This window comes from uncultured Microscilla sp., assembly GCF_947493425.1.
In the GTDB taxonomy this organism is placed as follows: domain Bacteria; phylum Bacteroidota; class Bacteroidia; order Cytophagales; family Microscillaceae; genus Microscilla.
Window position 1 is genome coordinate 1 of sequence record NZ_CANLRP010000141.1, and the last position, 21,870, is coordinate 21,870.

The 21,870-nt window shown below is 45.2% G+C and carries 5 protein-coding genes; all 5 read right to left on the reverse strand.

All coding sequences use genetic code 11. The features are described from left to right. Window positions 1-349: 349 nt before the first annotated feature. On the reverse strand, window positions 350-727 hold the full coding sequence (locus Q0954_RS25450) for a hypothetical protein (RefSeq protein ID WP_299461801.1): 378 nt from the start codon (window positions 725-727) through the stop codon (window positions 350-352). A gap of 8 nt (window positions 728-735) precedes the next feature. Further along, window positions 736-11,049: an RHS repeat-associated core domain-containing protein gene (locus Q0954_RS25455; RefSeq protein WP_299461803.1), complete on the reverse strand. Its 10,314-nt coding sequence runs from the start codon at window positions 11,047-11,049 to the stop codon at window positions 736-738. Between the two features lie 167 nt (window positions 11,050-11,216). After that, on the reverse strand, window positions 11,217-15,983 hold the full coding sequence (locus Q0954_RS25460; protein ID WP_299461805.1) for a hypothetical protein: 4,767 nt from the start codon (window positions 15,981-15,983) through the stop codon (window positions 11,217-11,219). Between the two features lie 123 nt (window positions 15,984-16,106). Beyond that, window positions 16,107-16,823, reverse strand: coding sequence for a hypothetical protein (locus Q0954_RS25465; RefSeq protein ID WP_299461807.1), 717 nt, complete (start codon window positions 16,821-16,823; stop codon window positions 16,107-16,109). After that, window positions 16,820-21,739, reverse strand: coding sequence for a hypothetical protein (locus Q0954_RS25470; protein ID WP_299461809.1), 4,920 nt, complete (start codon window positions 21,737-21,739; stop codon window positions 16,820-16,822). The genes Q0954_RS25465 and Q0954_RS25470 overlap by 4 nt, the downstream gene beginning before the upstream one ends. Window positions 21,740-21,870: the final 131 nt, after the last annotated feature.

Below are 21,870 nucleotides of genomic sequence, written 5' to 3' on the forward strand. Positions count from 1 at the left end.
CATCTCTCCAGAACAAGTCAATGATGCCCTAAACAGGTTTTCATTTGGTAACGAATAATCTGTAGAGTTTTAAGATACTTAGGGATTTTAAAAACAAAAAAAGCATAATCAAGAAGTTTTTTGAAAATCCTGATGTTGCTTTTTATTAATTATCTAGTGTCGTTCCTACAGACTTGTCATTACTTAGTTCTTTCAAGTCTTCTTCGAAAGACTTAAAAGAGCTGGAAGCTGGGCTGTTTTTAAATTGAACAGGCTTCGCATACTTTGCTATCGCAAAACAAGTCACAGACTTGTCATTACTTGATGCTTTCAAGTCTTCTTCGAAAGACTTAAAAGAGCTAGGAGAGACTCAGAATAATAATTCAGCCAATTCAGGGTATCTATAACTGAACAAATTACGAGCATCTTTATTATGATCAATAAAATCACTCCAGAATCCTTCATAAGCAAAGCTTTCTGGTAAAATTGAAAAAAGGCTCTGGTTATTTTTAAAAATGACCCAATCATCATCCACTGTTTGAGTTATTATTTCAAATAAATTTTCAGGATAGATTGCAGTAAGCCCATTATCATTAATCACCCGATATTGAACACTGGACTTTAACGAATCACTAAACATTACTTCTACACCAAAATGAACAGATATGACTTCATATTTCTTTCCTATAGTAAGGTTTTTATAACTTGCTATTGAATCTTTTCTATTTGATATACAATTAATTACCATAATACTTCTTATTTCTTTTTACCTGCTGAACGAATCTCATTATCAAGAAAATCTATCTTCTTAGGGGCTTGTTTAAAATAATCGTTATTCAAATAAGTCTTATAGTCATAATAGTAAACCTTACCAGTACTTTCATTGTAATAATAATGTAATTGAACCCTATTCTTACCAGAACCGTGACTGAAACCCATCTTATTCCAATCCTTCAATTTACTACCATCTGAGACTAAAAGCTTTCTTAAGGATTGATTACCAAGATCAGCCCCATTAATTATTGCTTCTGAATTTCCAATAATCTCAGGATTTATTTTTCCATTAGCAGTGTATAAACTACCTTTTTCTGCTTTAGCTAAGTCTGCTTTATATTTCTGGAAGTAAGAAGAGTTTTTACTGCTACCGTTTCTATTTCCACTTCTACGCACAGAAGGTTGCTTAAGCACCATCAAAGTTCCCATAACACTCGTAACAAGGATCAATGGGTCAGTCCATTGAGCCTTGACATTATCAACGGCTGATTTATAAATATTACCGTCAGGTCTTCCTCCCAAGGCTATACCAGCCTCATACACTCTTGATCTCCAACCACCTGTGGAAAAGTCACCAGAAACAAAATCACTTACACGGTCAGCACCTACTATATGCGTGAAACTATGTAACATAACACCGTTGGCATTGCGCCCATGAAGCTGTTTAGCTACAAAGTTACCTTTGTTAGGCCCACTCGTAATGGCATGAAGCGTAAACTTACCCCTATCATTCATGACTCTTTGAAAGGAGCTTTGATCATACATTCCAATTTGGGTGTCCATGAAACTATTTCCTATCTCATGAACCTCTTGAACAGGTACAGCTTCCAACCCATCCAAATCAATCGCCCAAACTGGCGTATTACTCGCAAACTGATAAGGCGTCAGCTCCGGATAACTTGGACTCAACGGATCAACACTCAAAAACTTTCCAATCGCCGGGTTATACAAACGGAATCCATAGTCTTGAATCAATTTGCCCCACTCCTGGTCGTTTTCTTTGCCGTTGAACCCATAACGGTAATCGCCAAAGTCGGTGTTGTGGAGGGCAATATTTGTAGCCTCCAGCAAACTCCCCACATTAGGAGTAGGGTCGGTCAGTTTGAACACTACCTGGGTTTTGTCGCCTATAGCCTGGTAGCCTACCTGGTGGCTGCCCGCTGTCGTAAACACTTGCTCTTTGAGCACCTGCCCACTCACCGAATCTTTGACCGTTACAATCAGCTGATTGTCGCTGTTGGTTTCCAACGCCAGGTCAAACCCAATTTGGTAAGTGCCCTGTACTTTCGAGTCATGGGTTTTGCTTGTTTCCCACAATGCCGTGGTAGGTGCCGTGCTCAAACTCACCTTAAGGGCATCCGCGTTTTGCTGAGGGTCACCCTCCCAACCTTGTTGGGTAGCCACTGCCCAGGCAGCAGGTAAGGTAGCCGTAGTGAGCATTGGGTCAATCTCATCGCCGGGCTGTTCCATCCCAAACGGATAGTAATTCTTAAACGTCCGCACATTGGCGTATTCGGTAAACAAGCCGTTGTCTTCTACATAACGCTTTTGGTCAGTCACTACCAAGCGCACATTGCCCAAATGATCTTTGAGTTCGTAGCGTTTTTCACCCACCAAACGCGCTACCGCATTGGTAGTGCCAGGTACATTGCTCAACAATCGATTGGTTTCTATCGTACCCAAACGCTCGCTTCCGTACAAACTTAACTCTTTTTGGGTAGTTTTCCAGGTACTATTGGTTTGGTCATACGCCTGGTCATAAATCGCCAAAGTATTGCCGTCTACATCGCGGGTGTAATAACTCATTTTAACCTTGGCGGGAGCATCGGTAAAGCTTCTTACAAAACCTACCCTGTTATCAGTGGCTGCCACTATAGTAGGCGAATAGCTCACTTCTTTTTTGAGGCGATTGCCACCAGCATCGTACCAATAACGAATGTGGGGCTTTTTAGAAGTGGCAGTGGCAGGTCGTACCTCGCTTACCTTGCCCTGTATGTTCCACACAATCACAATGTCTTCAGCGTGGTCGTGTACCAGGTTGCCTATGTCATCGTAGTCGTATTGGTTCGTCCCTGTAACCTCTTTCTCAATTTTGTTCCCTGTTACCGCATCAGTTACTTTGTCCAGTTGGTTGATTGGCTGGGCAATACCGTTGATGGTTTTGGTTTTGTAACTATAGGTCAAGTCGTCCAGCAAGCTGCCCGTTTTATCGTAGCGTTGCAGGGTCAGCAAGTTGCCGTTGCCATCGTAGCTATAGTTAGTGTGCCAGGCATTGTTAGTAGCTGCGGTTGCCCAGGCGGTGCCGTTCCACTCATACATGTTCGCCGTTTTTATCCGGTTCAGGCGGTCGTACTTATACTGAAACGCCCTTTGTATTTGTTGATTTTGGCTCACGCCCCGCAAAGCACTCGTCCAGGTAGCAATATTGCCATTGTAGAGGTTACGATTGGCGCCCGGTTTTAAAGTATAGGCTCCAGTATGGGCAAACGCCGAAGTACCATTGCTGTGGACAAAATCGCCGTCGTAAAAAGTAAGCGACATGCCCCATACATCGGGGGCAAAAGCACTGCCCGATTTACCATCTCCGCCCAGGTCTTGGTTTACATCCAATATTGGGCTGTTCATTCCCTTGATCCATCCGTGGATGGTGTAGGCATAGTCTAGCCCTTGTATTTTATCTTCGCCCAACTCTATGCGTTTCAATGGTCCATGAATATAAAAATCATATTGGGCGTCTTTGTCCCAAATATAACCATCGCGCGAAGTTTCTACCAGGGTGAGGCGGTTGTCTTCGTCGTAGCTATAGCGATGCAAGAAACGGTCGACTCTACTGGCATCATCGTTGAACCTTGCCTTGAGTATTTTGCCACTGATTAAGTCATAGTCGTAGGCAAGGTGCATGCGGTAGTTGAGTTTTTCGCTGCCCGTTTTGCCATTGTCTAAGCCTGGAGTTTCTTGCACCACCCAACGAGCATTGCCGTGCGGGTCGTAACTAAAGTAAGTGCGTACAGGGTCGGTGCTGCCTTGGTTATACGCCAAGGTATAGCTGATGCGGTTACGCAAATAAGTCTGGGTATTGGCTTCGTTAAAATAAAAGGCATTTTTACCCGCGTGTTGGTCGTTGGCAAAAGTACCTGGCACATTATAAAAGCTCAATACCTGCTCGCTCAACCCCGTATTAGGAAAGGCATTGTTGCCCGCCAGTGCATCGTTTAGGTTTACCTGCCCAATCTCAAAAGCATTGGTCGGGAAAGTCAGGGTTTGGCCGCCTTCGTTAAACTGGGTGGCACGCCCCGACTCTACTACCCTGCCCAAGGCATCGTAACGGGTGTAGGCATAAGCACTTTCTGCCTTTTGTTTGTCGTTTTGGGCAAAACGAATACGTCCCTTATTGTCGTGCACAAAATTGGTGGTACCACCGTCAGGGGTATGTTGGTTGACCATTTGCCCCAAACTATTGTAGTTATAAGTAGTGCGCATGGTATGTGCCGGGCGTTGGTCACGGGTAACCGTTGTCAGCGGTTTTACCCCAGCTGGCGGCACGGTTTGAGTCAATTGCCCGGCGCGGTCAAAGTAATACAAAGTATAGTGGTGCTGCTTTTGCTCAAAGGTGACCGATAGTTCATCATCGGGCGCCGCACAGTTGGCCTTGAACGTAGCCGCCAACCTATCTTGTTGGTCTTCTATGCACTTGCTGGTTTGTGTATTCATGGCTTCTTGCGCATCTCTAAACACTACATCAAAATCAAACCTAGGCAATTCGGGTTCTTTTGGTTTTACCTCTGGAGTTTTCCAGCGTAAGCTGATGTCATATATCCGCTTTATGCGTGGTTTTTCGAGGTGGGTATACTCTCCTTTGATCACACAACCATCCGGTCCGCTTATCTCAATATAATACCAGCCCTCGCTTGCCAGTTTATCTTGAGGAATGGTGTCTTTTATATCAGGTTCGGTAGACGATACCGCCGCCAATACACTGTTTTCATAAATCAAGGTATACCTGGAGGAATCTTGCTCATTGCCTGGGGTAAAGTGCTCATCGATAGGCAACTCGTACCAGGTAATCTTATAAGCCCCACTGGGGTATTGAGCTATTCCTTCAGCAGTTAGTTCAGCATGGGCTACTATGGCACATTCTTGTACAGCTACTTCTGCCACCAGCGAATCTACCAAAGGCTGGTAGGCATCAAGGGTAAACGTTTTTTCGTTGGGGCAAATGCCGCCTACAGTCACAATTACCTTATAGTTGCCCGGAGCGAGGTCTTCAATACTTGCCGCCGTAATTACATTGCCCTGGTCATCTTTCAGTACCGTACCATCGGCTTGCTGCCATTCGTAGGTCACGTCTTTTTTGGCACCCACCACTACTACCCTGGCTTGGCTGTCGTTGGCATCGATGCAGCTCTCTGGAGTAGTATTCATGGTAATTTCTACCTCCAGGTCTTCTACCTCAAACTCTACCAACTTTTGGCAATTGTAGTTGCTCAATCCTCCGTAAAAGTAGGCGGTATATTTGCCTACGCCTACATTATCTACCTCCCAGATATAGCCTGTAGGCAAGCCAGGTTCGGTTTTGCTGGCTACCAGCCCCCCGCTTTCGTTGTACAACTCCATTTTAAATCCGCCAGCAGGCGTCAGACTCAAGTCGTTGGTAGTAGCTCCTACCTGAAACTGAATAGTTTTAGTTCCCGAAGCCTCACACACATACTGGGGGTCATCGCCAAGCAATGAGGTGGTCATTCCCAAAGTTGCAAATTTGATATTTTTACGGGCTTCGCAATAGTTTACTCTACAAGTGGTACAACCTGTACTTACTGGGTCCAGGTTTTCGTACGCCTTTAGTACCAGGGCATATTCGGCACCTTGCACCGGACTGGGTACTGTCAACACCACATCGTCTACCGCCAGTACATTGCCTGCGTTGCTGATCACGGTTTCGGGTACTATTATATTGCCTTGTTCGTCGAGCAAGGTATAGGTATAATCGGCAAAGTCGGTGGGTACTTTACCCGTGCGAATGTCAAAACGGATTTTGCTGTTGGCAAATAAGCCCATTTTGCTGGCATCGCAGCTCACGGCACTCGTTTCAATGCCTGTAATTACCGGGCTGCCATCGGTTACGGTGTTGCTACTGGTGGCTACACACCCTTGGGCAGTAGTCAGGCTTACCTGGTAAGTACCCAAAGGCAAACTACTCAGCTTTAGAGTACCTACAGTAGCCGTTTTATTAGAAAAACTATTGTATACAATGCCATTCTTTAGCACGGTATAAGTAGCGGCTCCGCTAAAGTTCAGGTCAAAAGTAAGCTCACCCCCCATGGCATTCAGGCAAGTAGTAACACTGGCTGATCCGGAGGTTACCACTGGCAATGGATGTACAGTAACCGCCAGTGCATTGCTCAATGTACCTTCGCCACAAGCATTGCTTCCCCTTACGGTGAGTTGCCCACTATGGCTTAGGGCAAAACTATAAGCAGGCGTATTGGTGGTTTGTATGGTAGGGGCAATATTGTTGTCGTCAGGGGTAAACGTCCAGATATATTGACTGGCGCCTGCAATGGCAGTAGTATTAAAAGCAACCGTTTGGTTGGCACAGTCGGCGGTAGCCCCTGTAATCGTACCCGTTCCAGTAGGTGCGGCACCTATAGCTACAGTACGTGTCACCACAGCAGTAGTGCCGCAACTTCCCGTACCACTTACTTTGATGGTACCACTGGTATTGCCCGCCAGAAACGTTACCGCCACTTCAGGAGTGTTGGTAGTAAATGTACCCGTTCTTCCGGTGCCTGCTTCTTCAAGCCCCGCCGAAAGCTCCCAATTGTAGGTAGTTACACCGCTTACCCCGGTAGCCAGGTAGTTTTGGGTAGTACCTGTGCACACACTTGTGGTGCCCGTAATGCCTGTGAGAGTAGCTGCACCTTTGTTGCTAAACTTGGCCACAAAACCATCTACGCCACCTTTGCCATTGCGCACAGTGGTATTGCCATAAGTAGCTGTAGTGTTGAGACCACCTACCAGGTATATTTCGTCTTGCGACAACAGGTTAATGTTGCTCACCCAAAATGGTGAGGAAGTACCTACCTGAGGTCCGGTAATTTTTTTATCTATTTTCGTTACGGTACCATCTGCCTTGTAGTGCGCTACAAAACCCACCAAACCGTTGCTTTGCAGTAGTTGTTGATTAGTACCGAGGTAGGTTTGCCCTTGCGACCACCCGCTTAGGTATATCCCTCCTTGAGGAGCAAGCGCCATTCCGTAGGTAGCTACCCCAAAAGAGGGGTTACCCGCCTGTGCCCATTGTAGGTTGCCTTGCGCATCATACTTTACCAAAAACATGTTAGTTACTCCACTAGTGGTGGTCAATTGCTGCCCATCAAAGGAAATATTTTGTTTAAAATGTCCTGTCATATACACGTTTCCGGCGGCATCTACTATAGCTCGGTTTAGCCCGCTTTCGTTGCCACTTCCTCCCCCCGATTTTATCCAGGCAAGCGTACCAGCAGGAGTATATTTGGCAACAAAAAAATCTTGCAACCCTTTACTTTCAATGGATTGTCCGGAAAAGGTACTAGTATCCGCAAAATTACCCAACAAATAAGCGTTTCCGGCTTGGTCTACCTCCATATTATAAGCGTGGTCAAGCATATCGCTTCCTCCACTTTGTGCCCACAAAAAGTTTCCGTTGGCATCGTATTTTGCCAAAAATGGATCAGATTCGCCAACTGAGGTCATTTGTTTTGCCCCATTGAAATCTATGGTGCTATAAAACCAACCACTGACAAACACATTGCCCGATGGATCTACTTTTACTCCTTTGCCTTGCGCTACGTTGGCATCGCTGCTACGACTCACCCACTGCAGGTTGCCCTGGGTATCATACTTGGCCACAAACATATTAGAATTTAATACATTATGGGGAGTAGGGGTAGATACTACAATGTGGTCGAAAGTAGCAATGCCTTTGAAAAAACCCGTCACGTATACATTTCCGGCGGCATCTACATCTATGTTATTGCCATAGTCATCGAGGTTACCCCCCGCTTTTTTTGCCCATTGCAACTGCCCAGCCGATGAGTATTTTGCCACAAACAAGTCAATAGCCCCACTGTTGGTGAGGGTTACCTGATGGACGCCTTCTCCTAAGGTAAATGCGTGGTTAAAAACCCCCGTTACATACAGGTTTCCGGCAGCATCGGTAGCCGAGGCATACACATCTTCATAACCTGTAGAGCCCAATTGACGCACCCACACCAAGTCATCGGTTTTGAGCGTCACAGTATCACTCACGGTAGTACAGCCTCCGTTTTGCTTTACTTTTAGGTAATATTCGCCATCGCCCAAATTGGCAATGGTAAAAGGAGAAGCGTTTACTGCTATATCTTGGTGGGTACTTACCTCTTGCCCATTTTTAAACAAGGTATAAGACACCCCGTCGGTGGTTACCTCAATGCTACCGTTGGCCGCTGTGCTACAAGTGTTTTGCTGGGTAATGGCAAGGGCTACGATAGCCGCTGCTTTTTTGGTGACCGTTAAGGTGCTTTCGGCTCCAGCATTGCATTGGGCATTGTTGCCTTTCACGGCAATGTCTCCCCCATTGAAGCTGTCCAACACATCTACATTGATGAAGTTGTCTGGGGTATTGATGATACCACTGGCTCCTGTACCCGATTGTATCATTCCCACGGGCAAAGTCCAGATATATTCATTGGCACCACTCAAGGCAACCACCGAATATTGGAGGTTTTGGGTAGCCACGCATACCTCAGTTATACCACTGATGGTACCCACAGCCGCAGGCACTGGGTTTACAATGACAGTAAACTTACCGGGCAGGGTAGTACAACCATTTTTGGTATAAGTTACTTGTATTTCATTGCCTCCAGTAGCCGCATTGGTACCTATGTTTGCGGTAATTTGGTGGGTGCCTTGCCCTTGGGTAATGCTCCAACCCGCGGGTACAGTCCACTGATAAGTAGCATCGGCTACCAAAGGAACCGTATAGGTATGACTGGTGTTTTGGCAAGCAACGCTTCCGTTACCAGTAGTGCTAATGGGTCCTGCCTCTACCGCCTCCCCATAGGTAAGGTAGTGCGTGACGTTTGCCAAGGCATTGGTCGTTTGGTTAGCGGTCAGTGTTTCGTTGGCGGTGTCATGAGTAGTGTTCAATGTTTGCCATTCGGTATTGTTGTACCATATCAATACTGGCTTGGCAGGCAAATCACAAGCATTGGCAGTGCCCACTGCAGCCTGAAAGCTTACCGGAGAAGTAGCCCTTACTACCCAATGTTCGCAATCATTCATTTTATAACAAACCCCTCCTACTGCTTGCCCGGTGGGTTGGTTGCTTCCTTTGTAATAAGTGGTAATCCAAGCATTGGTAGACAAATTGCTCAATGTCAATGGCTGCAGTTGAGTGCCATCGCCCAGTGGAAAAGTAAAGTCTCCAGTGCCTTTTTTGCGTACTTGCCCCGATGCATGACTGATAGCTGATTCGTTCTGGTAATTCCCGTTGGTATCAAACGTGAGCACGCCACTGCTTTCGGGGGTTGCCTTGACCAAGCCTTGAGCAAACTCCAGGGTGCCTACAATATTGATATTAGTTTGAAGGTCTACGTGGTTAGAAGCTTTGTCAATCTTCAGGTGATGAAAGTCCGCCTCTCCGGTTTTGCCTGCTACTGCTTTGATGGTTTGCAGGTTGTCTCCTTCTAATATGGTTTGCCCACCACCTGCACCAAACACAATTTTGCCCACAGTAGTGCTTCGCTCCAGAATAAGGTCATGCTGGAAACGGTGAGTTCCTGCTCCGTGTGCCATGTGTAGCTTTCCGTGACCTTGTACCCTTAACAGCAATGCCCCATGATAAGTATTAAGTGTGTCATTGGCCATGTACCAGTCATGAGCTCCAGAGTGGTTAATAGTTACTTGCTTGTGGTAAATGTCACCATTGATGGAACCACCAGGGTAAAAACCAGCCGAAAAAGACACATTGTTATGATAAGTAGAGTTTTTGCCAATGATTCGTACTGCCTTTACTGAGAGTTCACCTTCCCACTGGTTATTTGTCAAATGCACGTTTTGTCCAGCATGCAGCTCTTGAGGGGCATTTCCTTGCTGGTGTACATTTTTAATATCGAGCACCGCAGGATAGTAATTATTAGGCGCCAGCTTTAGCGTTTTTCCATCAGGAATAATGGTGGTTTGATCCCCCCCAAAATACATAAGGCTTTTAGCGTGTCCCCCCACAGTTACATCCCCGTGAAAAATGTCTGGGTTTGTTCTGGAAACATACCAACCATAGTTACTTGAGTTAGAAACCGTAAAAGATGCTTCTTGATGATAGGTATTGCCATAACTCTGACTCTGAGGATAATAGCCTGCCTCAAACATGGCTTCTCCATGATATACAGAGTGAACCGTAATTGCCCTGGCATTGGCAGAAGTTACTGTAGATGCTTCCCAAATACAGGTGTTTAGAACCAGTGAGCCTTGAAGGTCAAAATGTTGTGGAGTACCTCCTTTTTGGTGTAGTTTGATGAAAGACAGACCAGCAAATGTTGAATTATTTTGGTCTATCAATATTTTTTTTCCATCCAACAAGATAGTTGTAAAGCTTTGACTTCCTATGGTTACATAAGTTACATTGTCTCCACCCACAACGATATTATCCTTAAATGTATCTGCAGTAGCATAGGAAACATACCAGGCTAATCCACCTTTACCTATAAAAGTAGCCTCTTGATGGTAGGTATTACCATTGCTATAAGACGTGTTAAGCATTTTGGTAAAACGCACCTTTTCGTAAAACTGTGAATTTGTTAAATTCACCTTCCTGGCAACAGTTTCTACCTCAGTAAACAAAGTAGCATTAGTAGTGGAGAAGTCATGTGTATTACTACCATTGCTTATCAATTTTCCACCATTGAGCTGCCCATTAGTAATCGTTGAACTACCATTGACCGTCAAGGTATTGGCAGCACCAATATTTACTGTGGCTACATCGGTCACCCAAAAACCTGCAGTTGTATGCGAGCCATTCAAATTTACGGTTCCTGCATTAATTTTTACGTGGTCGGTAGCCAAAGGCACTCGCCCCTGATCCCAGTTGGTGGCAGTGTTCCAATCGTTGTTGTTGTTGCCTCCCAGCCAGGTATTGTAAGTGACCTGGGCTTGAGCAAAGTGGCTGATGGCCAATAAGCTTACCAAAAGCAGACCTGCCTTCAGTGTAAACCAACGGCGCTTAAGTTGCCCTGGGCACTTGGTTGGTTGGTTTTTTTTCAAAGTTTGATGCTTGTTCATGGGTATAAAATTTTCAAAACGATGTTTTTTGTGATTCAAAAAGCGCAGGCTGTATCATAAGTCAGTCTTTCCCAAATTTGAGGATTTATACCTGTCAGGTTTTGAAAATCTGACAGGTATGGGCTAATATTCTTTATTATGATACAGCCCCGCCTACTTCTGAAGGTTTAATCTTTTTCAAATGCTTCCCCGTTTACCTTCACCTTGTTCTTTTTGGTGGTCTCATCGGTCGATATTTCTACCTTAAGCTTGGTCAGTGGCGACAAGTGGTCTCCCAGTGGCTTGTTGGGGTGGGGCATCGTGTTGTTTGCCTTATCGGTACTAATGCCTGTAGTGCCCGTTGGGTTTTGGTCCAGCGCAGAGGGTATCTTGGTAGTGCCACACACATTAGGCACATCAATCAATGGTGCCATCGTAGTTACCTCCAGGTAGCGTAACCACTCAAAATAACTCAAGGGCTTATCGGTAAAGTCTTTGATGTTGACGGTGTCGCCCAGGTAGTTTATAGTTACCAAGGTATCGGTAGTTGGGGTAAACGTACTGTTAACATTTCCTTGGTTTCGGTAGTGCATGAGTCCGTGCATATCGCTGGTGGCAACGCCTCCTCCCACGCCATATTCTATAATAGGTACCGTATAGGTTTTGGTAGTGTCGTGCAAGTATTTACACGAGGCGGTTTTTTCTCGATAAGAAGTCACCATTGCCCGACGCTTACATTCGTCTACCATTACATCTGCCAGTATTTTGATGTCTTCCTGAGATATTTGAGTTTCACTTCTTACATCGCCCTTGCAATCCACTATTTCGTAGCATTTTTTCTGAAGGGTATCTTGCAGCATTTTTATAAATACAATGCGGCTTGAATCGCAGAAGTTGACCACTTGTTGGTTCATTTTATTGATCTGAATCTCTACCATGGTAGGCAGGCGGTTGCCCTGATCATCCTTAAAACCATTGTTTTTCAATGCTTCATAGTCGTCTACTTTAGTATCACCTTTCCAGGTTTTTACCTCACCGTTGGCATCGATATATACCGGAGATACAAAGTCTTTGGCATTGACCAATTCATCATACTCGCCCTTGAGTCCGCCCGATTGAAACCTACGCAACATTTGCAAAAACACTTCTCGCTGGGCGGCTGTCCAGTCTTTGCCTGTAATATCGCATTGCACCTCGCCTATGCCACAAAAGTTGCAACCATCAAAATCTCGGTAACAAGTCAACACTTCTACTACTTTGTTGCTGTCTATGGCATAATGAAAATACTTGAAAGCATATACGGGGTCTAAAATATGAGCAAACCTGTTTTGTGAGCCCATCATCACTGCCCATTCGCGGTCAGGGTAGTAGTCTCGGTCGGTACCTTCGTATGCCTTACTGCGGCGCGCCAGGGCTACAGTGGCGGTATCAGCAAACACCTTTTGGTAGTAGTCGTTTACACTGCTGGCATAGGTACTTTGCTCAGTAGGCAAGCCCGACAGTATGTCCTGGCTCAAAGGGGTGTGGCTTCCTTGCCCCAAGTGTTGGTTATCAATAATTTTGGCAAAACGATAACCCGTACAGCTCAAAAACTCCTCTACCAGATGTTGCGAATACTCTATCTCAATTTTATTGTCGTTTTGATTGTTGGTGCCAGAAGTGATCTGTTGGTCACGCATTTTTTTGCTCAACTTACTTTTGAGCACTGTTTTCAAAAACCAGCGCACAAACGGGTTTTTGGGCAAGGCATCGTCAAAAGCGCCATCGTGTACTTTAGGGTCGCCTGTTCTCTCATCTACTTCTTTAGACACTCCCCCCGAACCCGCTTTGTAATTAATGGCAACGCTCCCATCAGGGTCTACTTGTGCCTTCAGCTTGGCAAGCTCCGATTGCCAGCATTTAAACAAGTCTTCAGCATAATATTGGGCAGTATTATCAGCGTTGTTGGCATCTACAGCAAGTTTCAGAGGCTGATTGCAAGCATCCTGGCGATTGGTTGCCAAGGTATCATACACTACATTGTTGTCTTTATCTTTGCCGCTGGCATTGTAAGTATCGGTCAGCATGTGGTGGGTCATCAGGCTAAAAGTGCCTGGCTCGTGCCACCCTTCCATATAAGGCGCCAAAAACTTATAATAAATATACTTTACCCGGTCTTTGGCTGCTTTTCGCGCTGCTGCCAAACTTTGGTTTTGTGTGTCTATGCCCAACAAGTTCAACTGATCTTGAGTAAGACCATCACCCAGGTAAATATAAGAGGCTTCGAAGGTGGCTTCGCTCATGAGTTTCCCGTTGGCGTTGGTTACCAATTGGGTAATGGTGTCAGAGATGTTGCCTATATTTTCGGGGACTATTTTCCAGAAAAAACTATAAGCAAAACCTTCAAAATCGGGAAAGAACTCGGTTTTGCCAGGCACAAACTGCACAAATGGATTGACCCGATATTTACCATCACCATCCTGATCTTTGAGTTCATATACCATATTTTTAAAATCGAACACCGTGCTCAGGTTAATAGGAATGCGCATGATGCCACAACCTGGGTTGGCTATTTCTATGTCGTAAGGCTCTTTAAGCGCCACAGCGTGTTGATCAGTAAAAAAGGGAGTAGTGCCTAAATCGTCCTGATACTTGGTATCCAATGCAGTAAAGTTTCCTGAGACTCTAGCTGCATCAATGTCATTTTGCAGGGTGGTTACCTTGTCGAAAAATGCTTGGATGTCACTGTTACACCTTACACTATCCATCCACTTACCCAACATAGCAATCAAAGGTTGAATGCTACCTGCCACGTTATTTTGGGCATTCAGTACTGCTGGGGGCAGTTGTCGAGTACCTGTCAAATTACGTGGGCTCAACTGCTTTTCTATCAAATAAGCTCCCGGCTCCAGGGTAAGGTTGGCAAATTGCGCATTTACCCCACATACCACGTTTATATCTTCACTAATCAATAATTGACTATTGGTCGCAAGGGGTTTCCAACCTGTACCGGGTGTAGTGCCCAGGTTTTTTACCCAAGGGGTGGCTGGGTCAGCGTCTTCATCTAGTTTGTGAATCACTATTCTCAACGAAAAATCGCAGCCACTCACGGGGTTGGTACAATTTGCCTTGTAGTCAAAAGTAAGGGGGCTTTCATTCACCAAGTACAAACGCTTGCTCGATACTACCTTGGTAAACCCTTGATGGTTGGAGTTAATCTTGAGGGTTTCGGTAGTTGCAGGTATTACCCCATCTTTGAGCCCGTCCATATTGTCTTGTTCCTGATAGGCAAGGCAAGTAGCAATCACTTTCCCTTCTTTAGAGGTGTAACTAATACTCGCCGTACCGTTTTGGTCTATATTAATGGTTTTGAGCACACTACTGGCAGCAGGTGCTTCGTCTCCAAACAACCGAATCAACTCGTGCTCGGTAGCAGTCGCATAAAAGGTTTTGACGGTTTTGCCCCCTCCTCCAATCATGTGGGTTTTGCCTACGCCCGATTGTTCTTTTACCTTGCCGTCTTGGTAAAACAAGGTGCGGGTAAATGCATATCCTTCGGCATCAGGAATCTGATTTTTTCCGGTATAATAATTAAAAGGGCTACCTGCGGTCTGGTCTATTTTGGCAGGGTTGCGGTAATTGGCATCCTTGTCAAAGTGTTTAGGGCGGTATAACTGATTGTTCTGGTTTTTCACCAAGCCTTCGTAATACCCTTTCAGCCCTTGGTTTTGCAAAGGTGCTGGCAAAGTAGCCATCACTGGGCGTCCACTGTAGTCATACATTTGCTGGGTAACCAAGGTGGTCTTTTTAGAAGGCAAATGGGTCTGGGTTTGCTTGGTTTGGTTTAACTTGTTGGCATAGGTAATACTTTCGCTTACCCGATTGCCTTCGGTAAAAGTACGGCTGTATATATTGTTGTGCCCTTCGTCAGGATCGGTAAAATGAAAAACATCTACTTCTTTCAGGTTTTTGTCTCTGGGTTTCAGGGTGCCATTTTTAAGATCAACTACCACCAATTTACCATTAAAAGAAGTGGAGCCTGGTATCTGCGCAGTAGACCACTGCCCCCAGTTTTTGGCATTGGCCATTCCGCCCGCATAACGCGTACCTATGGGGCGTACTCTCCAAACATAATACCCTGTACCTTCGGCAAGGGTCATCGACATGGCTTTCTCACTACTTTGAGTTTCTAAAGTAAGTGCTCGTTTCCAATCTATTTCGGTTAAAATAATGCGTTCTTGCTTGATTTGTTCTCTCAATTGCTCCCCTCCTGTTACCGTATTGATATTGGCAGACCAAGTGGACCAATCGTAACTGTTGTTATTAGGGTTTACATAGTTGTGCAAACGCAACACCTGGATTTGATAATTGGGCATGTAGTCATTACTGTTCCAACTAAATGTCGCTTTTTTTCCTTCAAGGTCTGCTTTCAGGTTGTTGGCGGTTACTCCTGTGGCATCTATGCCATACGCAATGTCATAGCTCACTACTACCCGAAGGTTGGCTTTGAGGGCATTTTCCAGGTTTTGCTTTTGAGTAGGATCTGCCACATTTACTGCTACCTGACGCGCCGTAATGAATACTTTAAACTCGTCAAAGTTGTTGATAGTGTTGGCAAAATCAAAGTGGTGCAGCCTTTCGGGTACCTTAGAACTGATCTCCAGCTGACAGTTGCAAAGATTTTGTATAAAGTTGCCCCCTTTTTCTCCAGTCACAGTTACCTCCAAGCTTGCGGTAAAATCCAAGTCCCCAAAACCGTAGGTTTCGCCCAGGTCTAGTTGTACCTTTAGCAATGCTTTGCCTACATTGGCAGACGGACTGACAGGCAAAGCCAAGCTTACTGTTTGCCCCACATTGGCGGCAGTTTGTGTGTATTGGTGGGTATAGTGGCTGTTTTTGTAAACTTGTGCATGGGTCCAGGTAAGCCCTACCACTGCCCAGATAACTACAGCAAATATATATTTCAAATGATTCATTTTGTTTCAAATTTGATTGTCAATAACGCGTTCGCCCCGTAAACGGGATTTCGGGCATAGCCCTCAACAATAACCCCCATAAGAAACCGGGACTTTGAAGCTGTCCGATTTAGAGCACGTTACTTAGCGACTTGTTTCTAAAGTATACCCTCGATACTTCCCCGCTTGAATGGCTGCCTGAGCAGTAGCAGGTACATATCCTTTGTAATGCGCATTGAGCTGTAAATAGTAAATCTCCTGATTCTCAAGTAGGTGGGCATCAGTAAAATGTACCACTTGTTTTTCCAGGTATTTTTTGGCTAAGTTAAAGTAGTACACTACTTTTTTTACTTTAAACCTTTGCTGTGCTTTGGGCGCCACCTGCATAGTGATAAGCTTGATCGGTTGCCCTTGGTAGGTGCCATCCTTTACTTGTACTACCTTGCTTTGCGCAAACAACTCTTGCTGTAGAAGGGTCATTTGTTGCGCATAAGCTTGTCGTTGTTTAAAGTCATTGGACGACACCGACTTATGTAGTATTAGTTTTTGAGGGTGAAACACCTGGTATAGGTTGCGCTCATCTTGATAAATACTCACCTGATCGGTTTCATACACCAACTGAGTGGCTCCAGCAATCATTTTCACCTCAGTTTCCTTATTTTCCAGGTACTTATTACGAGGCACCATCTTCATCCGCAAATGCATCAAATAATATTGCCCTGGTGCAGGAAACTGCACTTTTTTCATGTCCTGCATCCATTGTTGTAGGGTCTGATAATATTCCTGATGGCTTTGGGCGTTGCCCTGGACACTGGTCCAAAGCAACAACCCAGTCAAGAGGCATTGAATCACTCTTTTCATTTTCTTGGTTTTTTTGGTGTATTGTACTGAGTTTCCTGAATCGTTTTCAAACCCCGTTCGGTTTCTATCAACTTGCGGGTAAGCTGCCCTTGGTCGTTGTATTGGTAATACAAGCCAAAGTGTTCGTCGTCAAACTGAGTAAGCAAGCGTAACGACTTAAGGTCATATACATAGCAGGTAGTTTGTGCATCTAAAGGCTGAAACTTCACATCATCTACCTTTAATATTCTATTAAGGCTACTACTACTGCTTACCACCAGATCAAAGGTGTTGTAGATAAAAGCACTGCCCGGAATTTCGCCGCTAAACAAGACCCATTCACCTACTTGAGCTACTTTTTGGAGGCTAAAGGTTGTGCTACTCATTTGGCTTGTATCGACAAAGTTCCGCAACTTTATATTCAAAGTGGGTTGGTCATAACTGTAGTGGAGCCACAGCTTTACTATGCCCCCTTTGCTGCTCAGTTGGGTTGTTTTGATGATTTTTTCGCCTTGGGCAAACAGCGATTGATCGCCAGGGGTCAATGTTTTGCAATAGCGCCCCGAATGTCCATCTGGCGTGTAAGTGTCGTGCTCGAAACTTTGGAAATAAGTAGCCCCATGTTGGGCATTGGCAGCTACCATCATAGGCAAAATACCTTCTTGGTCGAAGCGTGCCGAACTAAATATACCCAAAGGATCTTTTTCTTCCAGGGCATTGCCATGGGGCGAATACAAGGTTACTTCGCTTGACTTGATCCATTGATTGCCAAAAGTGGGAGCCTGCTGACTCCAGTGACCATTGGGATCGGTAGTGGTAGGCAGGGTAACACTGCTAATGACTCCACCTTTGTAAATGCGATTGCCTGCGGCTACTTTTGGGTCAGACGATACCACATTGTCGCGGTAAGTGTAACTGGTATGGGGGCGCCATATTTTATCCAAAGCAGCTATTACCTCTGTGTCGTTTAAGCCATACTGGCTTTTTACTGCTTGGCTGGCGTTGGTTGCCCAATTGTTTTTAAAAGTCTGGAAACCAACACTCAACACGTTTTGATCCATTTTCCACTGCCCTTCTGTTTTCAAGGGGTTGCCTGCCTCGCCATAGGTAATGATAGAGCCAGCCGATAAACCCAACTGATTGAAACGGTCTTGTACCTGACCACTTTCGTATATTCTGCCAAAAGCGGGGTACTTCCACGATGCCGGAATGGTCAGAGAATAAATATTGCCATCCAGGGCTTGTGTCCCTACTTTTACCTGATCAAATCCATCTGTTGTACGCGTCAAGATGGCACCACCAGTATGAGGATTAAAACCCAGGTTTTCGCTTTCGTTGGTTACCCCATCCTGAAAAGTCGTGACCTTTTTCATAATCACCGGATAGCGAATGACCTTAGAAATAACGTGGGTGCCTATGCGCTCGCGGGCGTAGCTAAAATTCATGGAAGGCGATACATAAATGGGCAAAGGAGGAACGATAAACGTAGCCGAAAGGTCTACCCCCAACTCTACGTTGATGTTGCGGTTGCGCACCGAACGGCGTTCCATGGTCATGTCCATCTCTTTGCCTGGCACCTCCCAAGTAATTGTACCATCAGGGTGTAGCATACGGATACGTTCGCCAGGTTGGTAATATTCGTATTTTTGCTGAGCAAACATTTGTGATTGTTCCGTATCAACGCCATCGTAAGTACCCATGTAGCTCGCCACTCGTTTGGTTTGCCCGTGCATGTTATTCAGTATAAAACGGTACCCTTGGGTAAGCCATACCTGATCATTTTCGTAATAAAACAAACCCAAGCTAATAGGTGGCTCTCTGTTGCGCTTCTTTCGGTTGGCTTCTAGTGAAGTATAATCTACGCCTTTCTCCAGGTTACTGGTGGGGTCTTTTTTATCGGTTTTGTATACATACAGTTTATCGTAAGGAAAATCTTTGACGGTATAATATTCATTGACCGAGTATCCCGTGCCAGTTTTCCCTTTGTGAATGCTCTGCGCGATTACCTTAGAGTGCCCTACCGACGCCCCAGGCAACAATGATTCGCCTATGGGTCCTTCAAATTGCTTTTTGTCAAACCCGGCAGTCAAACGACTGTACCAGCTTTGGCCTTTCCTTGGAAGGTAACGTACCAAAGGATTTTCGTCGCGTACTCCTGAAGGTTCGTTGGTGGCTACCCCACTGCTTATCTTCTTTATTTTGCCGTCCTCTTTGATAAAGTCTTCATAAAAAAACTCCTGTCCGTACAAATTGGCATCACCAGTTTCGATACCTGCATCATACATGAGCAGGCGCTTTACCCTTACTCCTCCTCCACGCTTGGCTTTGATCATGGGCAACCTCAGGTAAGACAATTCTGCACTCATCTGAGTACCTACCTTTTTCTTTTTGGGAATACCCTCAGAAAAGCTTCGTAACAACAACCTACTTAAATAATCATTGACTATTCCTCCGTTCTCCAAGTTAGCATTGACCAGTTTGTCACGCTTGGCGTACACTTTTTGGTCAAACTTATCGGTACCCTCACAATCAAAGTGCTGGCGTTTGTTGGCGTAAAAATCGTAACAGGCTTGACGAGGTATCGAAGCACGCTTGTTGTCATCTTCTTTGCCATCAAGCGTAATTTTAATGCTATATTCTCCGTTGATGTCTACTCTTTCTACCGAAGCCACCGCAGCATATCCCTTCAAATACTCCGATTGACAGTCTTTCAATGATGGCGGTCCTGAGCCAATGAGTTTGTAGAGAAACTTAAAGTAGATTTTTTCGCCATCGTCCACAAAGTGTTTTTTAAGCAAAGCTACTTGTTCGTCTACTTCTACCTGATTGGTAGGATCTATGCCCATGTCGCGTACATTGACCACATAAGAGGGCGACAAACCGTATTTTTTTCCGGTGAGTTTGCTGTCGTTGGCTTCCAACAAAGAAGTCATCACCATAGGGCGACGATTTTGTACAAAGCTGTAGTCCTTTTGCTCGTACTGTACTAAAATTTCTCCTCCCGAAGGCAATTTGATTTGCTTGAGTTGCCAGGCTGCTGGGTCAAATTTCTTATGTTGAGCGTCGGTAAGTTTCCCTTGATACAACCACGGCTTTTTTTGTTTCTTTCGCTTGCTGCCATCTAGTTGAATATTGCCCCAAGGACCAAGGTAATAAGGGGCATAATCTGGATTTTGTGCACTTATACCATGCTTATCACTCATTTCGTTGATAATGTCTGGATAATCTTCGCGTACTTCGGCGGCAAACTCGTTTTTCACCTTATACTTGTATACAAACTCATAAGGGCTGGTTTTGCCATTAGAAATGCCCCCATACTCAAACCATACTTTTTTGAGGGTAAGTTTGCCCGACGCATTGTTTACCTTTGGACGGGGAAACAACCCTTGATCGTGGTTGGGTACGTTTTGCACCAAGCTATAGTCATAGTCAAAATGTACTGTTTGCAAGGGCTTGTCGGGTTGTTTTTTGGAAAACAACACAATTTTTTCCAGGTATTCGAGGCGTTCATCGCCTTTTATCTGGGCTCCGTTGCTGCCTTTTACCGCCGCCGGATCGGTTTTTCCTGCCAAGTGCTTGGCTCCTAAGCCGTCCTTGCGGTCTTCGCTCGACCCTTGAATATAAGGAGAACTGGCAGTTACCGGACTCTGTACATTTTGCCAGCGAGTGGTATTGCTTTTATTGGTAACAAAGTAGGCAATGTGGGTTTTGGTTTCGATGGTTTTAAGGTAGTACACTTCTTTCTCTCCTGTCGACACCGTGCCTACTGCCCCTTTTCGATCAGAGATTTTTTCTTGCTGAAAAAACATGCCATTGTAAGGCACTCGCCAACGGTACCAACCATTGGTACCTGCCCCATATTTTTTATGGTAAGCAAACTTTGTCCAGCCCCCAAAATCTTTAGCGTCGGGTCCATCATTGCCCACTTCTACATAGTCGGGCGTGGTAATAGAAGTTAACAAATAATTGGTAGCATAAGGCGCGGGTTTTACTTCGCCCACTACCTTGGCGTTGGCATAGTCATGCACGGCATGGTCTACATCTACCTCATACTCATTTCCTGCTTGCTTTAGGGCAAAAGGGCGGTACATCAAAAAATGGTCTTTGTCTTTTTGGGTGGCGGGCAAGTTGGCGTCTACCTGAAAAGTACTTACGTTGCGGTTAAACACAGGCGTGCCATACACATAGTTCAATCCATTTTTGTTGGTCACCTTAAGCTCGGTAATCGCGGTAGCATTGGTAGCTGTTACGTTATCGTTGAGCCCGGTTACCTGCGTAGCGTCAAAACCGTGGTTGGCTTTAGTATGGTAATTGATATAAGACGAGGAGGACAATTTGGTATGGTCGAGGTTACCCACTGACGATAACTCAAGGCTGCCATTGCCCCCAATGCCGGCGCTTACCAAGTCGGTATTGCGCACGCCTGCCCCACCTGTAGTATACTCTACACTTCCGCCTTTGTCGCCATTAAACCTAAATACGCCTTGTTGGTCGAATACGTATTGGCTAGCAGTCCCTGGTTTTTTCCAGTCTGTGGTTTGCGACTTACTGTCGCCCAACCCAATCGTAACCCCTACCCCTACGGTTACCCCCCAGTTCATATCTATTCCCAGGTTTCTTTTTACCGAGGTGTTGTGGGCTTTCTGAGGTAAAAAGTGCCCCAGTTTTTTCTGAAAATAGCGAAACCCTCCGCCAATACCTTCACCATTGACCATAAACTGGTCGGCATTGTTGAACGGAATGCCCAGGTATACATCTCTTTCGCTATAAGGGGTACTTTTTTCTACATAATAATCGTTGCGTTGGTCTTGCCCGCTTACACTGTGCATGTAGCCATTTACCTTGCTGTTGTCTTTTTCCTGATAAGCATACACATTAAAAGTCCCTTTGGTGGTAACATCCAAGCCTACAGGCACATTTCCTGGGGTCACGGTCACTCCACGCTCCAGGTTAAAATTAGCTGAACTATAACGTTCGGTAGTTACATTTTTCTAGTTCTAAGATAATAGGGGGTTAGGTATAAAAAACAGAAAATTCCTGGCTACGTTTGATGAATTACGACACCCAC

What these genes read in the sequence shown, in the direction of transcription:
- Q0954_RS25450 (WP_299461801.1), bottom strand. Translation starts at nt 727, where the DNA reads ATGGTAATTAATTGTATATCAAATAGAAAAGATTCAATAGCAAGTTAT.
- Q0954_RS25455 (WP_299461803.1), bottom strand. Translation starts at nt 11,049, where the DNA reads ATGAACAAGCATCAAACTTTGAAAAAAAACCAACCAACCAAGTGCCCA.
- Q0954_RS25460 (WP_299461805.1), bottom strand. Translation starts at nt 15,983, where the DNA reads ATGAATCATTTGAAATATATATTTGCTGTAGTTATCTGGGCAGTGGTA.
- Q0954_RS25465 (WP_299461807.1), bottom strand. Translation starts at nt 16,823, where the DNA reads ATGAAAAGAGTGATTCAATGCCTCTTGACTGGGTTGTTGCTTTGGACC.